The sequence below is a fragment of the Streptomyces europaeiscabiei genome (assembly GCF_001550375.1).
Lineage (GTDB): Bacteria > Actinomycetota > Actinomycetes > Streptomycetales > Streptomycetaceae > Streptomyces > Streptomyces europaeiscabiei.
On record NZ_LRTR01000092.1, the window covers coordinates 1 to 5,892 of the forward strand.

Annotated in this window: 6 protein-coding genes; 4 read left to right on the plus strand and 2 right to left on the minus strand. The window is 70.3% G+C overall.

Annotation, left to right across the window (positions count from 1 at the left end; genetic code table 11):
- The coding region (locus tag AWZ10_RS04025) for a lytic polysaccharide monooxygenase auxiliary activity family 9 protein (protein ID WP_060890452.1) at positions 1–990 on the plus strand (990 nt) is incomplete at its 5' end.
- Between the two features lie 101 nt (positions 991–1,091).
- On the opposite strand, the gene AWZ10_RS04030 is transcribed toward AWZ10_RS04025, so the two are convergent.
- Positions 1,092–1,745, minus strand: coding sequence for a hypothetical protein (locus tag AWZ10_RS04030; RefSeq protein WP_046704598.1), 654 nt, complete (start codon positions 1,743–1,745; stop codon positions 1,092–1,094).
- A 739-nt stretch (positions 1,746–2,484) separates the two neighbouring features.
- On the opposite strand from AWZ10_RS04030, the gene AWZ10_RS04035 reads away from it, so the two are divergent.
- Positions 2,485–3,147 carry a DUF6230 family protein gene (locus AWZ10_RS04035; protein ID WP_037700417.1) on the plus strand — a complete coding sequence of 221 codons (663 nt, stop codon included), beginning with the start codon at positions 2,485–2,487 and terminating at the stop codon, positions 3,145–3,147.
- Positions 3,144–3,539, plus strand: coding sequence for a DUF6114 domain-containing protein (locus AWZ10_RS04040; RefSeq protein ID WP_234361033.1), 396 nt, complete (start codon positions 3,144–3,146; stop codon positions 3,537–3,539). The genes AWZ10_RS04035 and AWZ10_RS04040 overlap by 4 nt, the downstream gene beginning before the upstream one ends.
- Before the next feature lie 81 nt (positions 3,540–3,620).
- Here AWZ10_RS04040 and AWZ10_RS04045 read toward each other — a convergent pair whose 3' ends face one another.
- A complete protein-coding gene (locus AWZ10_RS04045; RefSeq protein ID WP_234361034.1) occupies positions 3,621–3,962 on the minus strand; it encodes a hypothetical protein in 342 nt (113 codons plus the stop codon).
- A gap of 245 nt (positions 3,963–4,207) precedes the next feature.
- Between AWZ10_RS04045 and AWZ10_RS04050 the strand changes: the two genes are divergently transcribed.
- Positions 4,208–5,455 (plus strand): cytochrome P450 family protein, encoded by a 1,248-nt coding sequence (locus AWZ10_RS04050; protein WP_046704600.1) that lies wholly within the window; start codon positions 4,208–4,210, stop codon positions 5,453–5,455.
- The last annotated feature ends 437 nt before the right edge of the window (positions 5,456–5,892 follow it).

Genomic DNA, 5,892 nt, shown 5'->3' on the forward strand with positions numbered 1-5,892 from the left:
CGCGGCTGCCGCAGCACCGGTCGCCGCGCGGTCACGGCCGCCGCCGTCACCCTCGCGGCCCCGTTGCTCCTCACCGCGGGCACCGTCACCCCGGCCTGGGCGCACGGAGCGCCGACGGATCCGGTGAGCCGGGTCTCGGCGTGTTCGCCCGAGGGCGGCAGTCAGGGGTCGGCGGCGTGCAGGGCGGCGATCGCCGCGAACGGCGCTCCGTTCACCGCGTGGGACAACATGCGCATCGCCGGGGTGAACGGACGGGACCGGGAGGTCGTCCCGGACGGGCAGCTGTGCAGCGGAGGGCTCGCCCCCTACAAGGGGCTCGACCTGGCCCGCGCCGACTGGCCCTCGACCCGCCTCTCCCCCGGCACCACGCTGGACCTGACCTACCGGTCGACCATCCCGCACACCGGGACCTTCAAGCTGTTCCTGACGAAACCGGGGTACGACCCCACGAAGCCTCTGACGTGGTCCGATCTGCCCGGGAAGCCGTTCGCGTCGATCACGGACCCGCCGCTGCGGAACGGCTCGTACCAGTTCTCGGCGAAGCTGCCCGCGGACCGGTCCGGGCACCATGTGCTGTACACGATCTGGCAGAACACGAGCACGGTCGACACCTACTACTCGTGCTCGGACGTGGTGTTCCCGGAGGCCAGGCAGGCCGACTCCGGTGCGAAGGGCGGGAGCGCGCGGGAGACGCCCGTCGGGAGCGAGAAGGGCGAGGAGGGCGAGGAGGCCGGAGCCGGGAGGCCGGCCGCCGACAAGTCCGAGCCCGCCACGACCGCGCCGACGCGGTCCACACAAACGCCGACCACCGGCGCCGACACCGGGACCGACACACAGGCGGCCGATCCCGGCAGCCCCGTCGCCTCCACGACCGACGAGAGCGGCGCCTGGGTGCCGCTGGTGGCGGGCGGCGCCACGGCGTTGGTACTCGCCGTGGGCACCGCCCTCCTCCTCCGCGGACGCAGGCGCCGCTCTCGCATCGACGGCTGACCGGCGAACGGCCGGACTGCCGATCGAGCAACTGATCGGTGACGTGCATCAGTTGAGTCAGTTACCGGCCGCCGGACCGGTAACTGACGTCGGGGGTCGGATCAGTTGGTGTAGACGGCCGCGCCGCCCTGGTTGGCGTCCGTGACGGGCGCGTACTTCGCCGTGAAGTAACCGGTGGCGAAGCACAGCGACGAGCCGGACGTCTTCGTGAACGGCTGGCTGGTGAAGTTGATGCTGTTGTCGCTGTTGTCGGACGTGCCGGTGATGCTGGCCGCCTGGTAGACGCAGTTGATGGTGCCCAGCAGGGTGCGCAGCACGACCGTGGTCTGCAGGACCGAGCCCGACGCCGGGCTGACCGTGACGACGCCGCCCGAGGTCACGCTGGTGGTGTACGGCAGGTTGTTGACGGTGACGCTGTTGACACCGAGCACGCCGAGGACGTTGCTGGTGCAGCTGCCGAAGGTGTGGGCGTCGACCGCCTCGGTGGCCGTGCCGGGCGCGGCCGGGTTGTCGGTGACCGTGGCGGTGAACGTCGACGCGGCACAGGAGACACCGCTCGTGCCCGTCGCGCTGGAGTAGAACTTGCCGGTCGTACCGGTCGCCAGCGACGCGTTGAGGACGTCGCCGACCGCGACGGCGTCGCCGGCGAGGCCGCCGGTGGTGAGCACGGAGTCCGCGGCGGAGGCCGGGCCGACGGCGGCCACCATCACGGCGGCGGTGGTGGCGGCGAGGGCAAGGAGGGATCGCGTACGCATGGGGGTGCCTCTTCTCATGATGTGAGGGCCGCGTGACGGCCCTCGGAAGGTGCGGGTGACGGCCCCCGCGAAGGCGGGGGCTGCGGTGAGCGCGCGAGTCGACACCGTTCGCGCGGGGGAACGCGGCGATGCCGCACGGCGCCGTACGGTCGCTGCCGATCCGTGACACGCCTTCTCCGTACGTGACGGATCGACAGCGACAGCCGGGGACCGGACACGGCCCAGTGGAGGGGAAGGCGACCGTGCCCGGCATCGCGGCTAGGAGTGGTGCTGCGTCGGGCCGCGCAGCGCGTTCAGGTGGCGCCACCCACACCCCGCCTGCGACGGGGTGTTCGGGACGGTGGCATGCGCTGCGCGTCGGATCCGGCGCCACGGATCCGTGGGGGAAACCCCGATGAGTTGTAGACCTGAGGGACAGTCAACGTCAAGGCATGGCAAGCAAGTTGGTGTCTCAAGATCGTTCATGGGATGGCCGGATTCGGGGGCCCCTGGCGGTAAAACCAAAGGTGAGAGATGTTCACCTTTCACAGGGGCGGCACAACCAACATCCTTTTGCCACAAGCGCCTTGACCCTTGATTGTAACCACCGGTAACTTCCCAAATGGCTACTGCGGCGTAGCAAGTAAGCCCTTGCACCTACGGGAGGTGCGGTCAGGCGTGCGCCGCAACCGCTGTCCGCGCCAGGACAACGTGCCGTTGAAGCCCCATCTGCAATGACTTGGAAGTCCAGGGAGCACACATGGCCTCGTCCTCGGACGCCACGGCGTCCACCAACGAAAGACCCGAGGGTCCCGAAGCGTCCGGCAGACGCGGGCGGGTCCGCCTGAAGCGCGCCGCCGTGATGGCGGTGCCGGCCACGGCGGTCGCAGCCGGTCTGATGATCCTCACCGCGCAGGGTGCTCTGGGTGTCCAGTTCGCCATCTCCGGCATGCCGTTCGTGGTCACCGCCGACAAGCTCGAAGGCACCGGCTTCGCCCAGTTCGGCTCACTCGACCACATGATCGAGAACAGCCCGAACGAGGGTGACACCGGCGGCCAGGTGCTGGTCGTGACCTCGGTCGTGAAGAACGGCAAGCTGACGAACCTGTGCCAGAGCGTCGACCTCGGCGGCATCCAGCTGGTCCTCACCGCCGGCAACAAGGGCACGCCGGTGAGCGTGAAGAACCTGGCGATCGACTCCGACGACATCTCGGGCGACGCCTCGTTCAACAACATCGAGATCGGCCGTGACTCCAGCACGTTCGACAAGGTCGACCAGCAGGGCCCGCAGGGTGTCTACGGCCAGCAGGCCGACTCGGTCACCATCACCGATCTGTACCAGCACAACTACGCCGCCACCGCGGCCGTCTTCAAGCTCCCCGACCTGCACATGAGCTTCACGAGCGAGGGCTGCCCGCAGTGAGTCGATTCCGGGAATGGAGAGGACACCGGCCGTTCGCCGGTGGCCTGTTGCTGGTGCTGGGCGGCGCCGAGATCCTGCTGACCATGAAGGCACCGCTGCCGGTCATGCTGAAGGTCGGAATGCAGGGTCTGGCGGGCTACCTGCTGCCCTCGCTGATGATCGTGTGCGGGTTGCTGATCCTCTTCAACCCCACGCAGCGGCTGTTCTACTCCATCCTCGGGATCATGCTCTCGCTGGGCACCTGGCTCACCTCCAACATCGGCGGGTTCGTCGTGGGCCTGCTGATGGGCGCGGTGGGCAGCACGTTGGCCTTCGGCTGGCTGCCGGATCAGGAGCCCCGGCCGAAGCGCTCCGCGAAGCGGAGAGAGAAGCACGCCGTGGAGATCGGGTAGTCGAGGTCGTTCGGCGGGTGCAGGTGGTTCGTGATTGATCGCGCGGTTCCCCGCGCCCCTGAAGGGGCGCGGGGTCGGCTTCTACCGTGCGGCCGTGGCCGCGGCTGCCGTGAGGGCCGTGCGCAGGCGTTCCGCGTTCGTCCAGTAGCGGTCGTGGGAGAGCGGGACGCGCCAGTAGAGGCCGGGGCCCGAGGTGCGGCGCAGCGGCGGGACGGCCACATGGCTGCCGCGGCCGAGGACCTGGACGTCGGGCAGGCGCCATTCGGACGCGTCGCCCGGGGGAACCAGCCAGTACATGATGCCGCCGTAGCCGTCCTTGATGACGGCGCCCGTCTCGTCCCCGAGGGACTTCAGAGCGAGGGCGCCCAGAGCGACCGGCACCCGTACGCCGGTCCACCAGCGCCCGGCCGGCACAGTGCGCACTTCGGAGCTGTAGGAACACATCCAGCGCGGGGCCCTGCTGACAGTCATGGCACTCACCGGCATTTCATGGAGGGTGGGCCCGATCCTAGGAGTCGGCCCGGAACCCGACTTGCGGGTACGCGCAGGGAAGTTGCCGTCGTACGCAGCGGACGCCACGTGATCTCGCCCGGCGACGCTACGGGGTCGTAGCGTGACCGGTCATACACGTTGTGCTGTTGGACTGTTTTCGACCGCAGGAGGGCCCGATGGGCAACCCCACCCCCATGGTGATTGACGCGACCGGCCGTGACATCCACGGCGAGGCCGCCCGTATCCGCGAGGCGGGTCCGGCGACCCGGGTCGTACTGCCGGGGCCGCCCACCGTCGAGGCCTGGGCCGTCAGCAGCCCCGAGCTGCTCAAGCGGCTGCTCACCGATTCCCGGGTGTCCAAGGACGCGCGGCAGCACTGGCCGAGGTTCGGGGCCGGTGAGATCACCCCGGAGTGGCCGCTGTTCACCTGGGTCGCCGTGCAGAACATGTTCACCGCGTACGGCGGTGACCACAAACGGCTGCGCGCACTGGTCTCCAAGGCGTTCACCGCGCGCCGGACTGCCGCGCTGCAGCCCCGCATCGAGGAGATCACCGAGGAGCTGCTCGACCGGGTCGAGGAGTGCTTCCGGCGCGGGGAGGCGGTCGATCTGCGGGAGGAGTTCTGCTACCCGCTGCCGATCCAGGTGATCAGCGAGCTGTTCGGGCTGCCCGAGGAACGCGGGCCGCTGCTGCGGGAGCTGGTGGACAAGATCTTCGACACCTCCGCCGACCCGGGCGAGATGACCGCCGCCTACGAGCGGCTGTACGGCGTGCTGGGCGAACTCGTCACCGCCAAGCGGGAGTCGCCCGGTGAGGACCTCACCTCCGGGCTGATCGCGGCTCGTGACGAGGACGACACCCGGCTCAGCGAGCAGGAGCTGCTGGACACCCTGGTGCTGATGATCAGCGCCGGGCACGAGACCACGGTCAACCTCCTCGACCAGGCCGTGCACTCCCTGCTGGCCCACCCCGAGCAGCTCGCCCATGTCCGGGAGGGGCGCGCCGGCTGGGACGACGTGGTCGAGGAGACGATGCGGTTCGAGGCGCCGGTGGCGAGCCTGCCGCTGCGCTACGCCGTGGAGGACCTGGATCTCGCCGAGTTCGGCGGCCCACGGGGCGTCGTGATCGGCAGGGGCGAACCGATCCTGGCCGCGTACGCCGCCGCCGGGCGGGACCCCGAGCGGCACGGGAAGGACGCCGACGTCTTCGACGTCACCCGCGCCGACAAGGAGCACCTCGCCTTCGGGCACGGCGTCCACTTCTGCCTGGGCGCCCCGCTCGGCCGGATGGAGGCCCGGATCGCGCTCCCGGCACTCTTCGAGCGGTTCCCGACTCTCGAACTGAGCACCACGAGCGAGGAGTTGGGGTACGTGGAGTCGTTCATCTCCAACGGCCACCGCCGCCTGCCCGTCCGCGAGGCCTGACGGACGTCCCGCGTCCACCGGGCCCGACGGATGCCCTTCGTCCACCGGGCCCGACCGATGCCCCGCGTCCACAAGACTGACAGACGCACCGGCTCCGCCGGGCCCGACAGCCGCCCCGCCCCGCATCCGCCAGGCGCCTGCCGGCCGCTGCGGACAGACACACCGAACCCACCACGCCCGACGGACGACCCCCACCCACAAGACCTACGCCAGACACCCCGGACCCCCGGAGCCCGACACACACCCCACATCCGCCAGTTGCCCGACGGACGCACCGAATCCCTGATGCCCGGCAGGCCTCGTCTGCGGGGCGGCTATTCGCCGCGCCACCAGGTCAGCAGCCGGGCCCAGCCGCTCTTCGGACGGGTGGGTTCCGGCGGCCCGGCGGCGGCAGCACTGCCGTACGGCGCCGTCGAGCGGCGCGCGGGAGACGCGGG

Excerpts from the sequence above, each read along its gene's own strand:
- AWZ10_RS04030 (WP_046704598.1), bottom strand. The coding sequence starts at position 1,745 with ATGCGTACGCGATCCCTCCTTGCCCTCGCCGCCACCACCGCCGCCGTG.
- AWZ10_RS04035 (WP_037700417.1), top strand. The coding sequence starts at position 2,485 with ATGGCCTCGTCCTCGGACGCCACGGCGTCCACCAACGAAAGACCCGAG.
- AWZ10_RS04050 (WP_046704600.1), top strand. The coding sequence starts at position 4,208 with ATGGGCAACCCCACCCCCATGGTGATTGACGCGACCGGCCGTGACATC.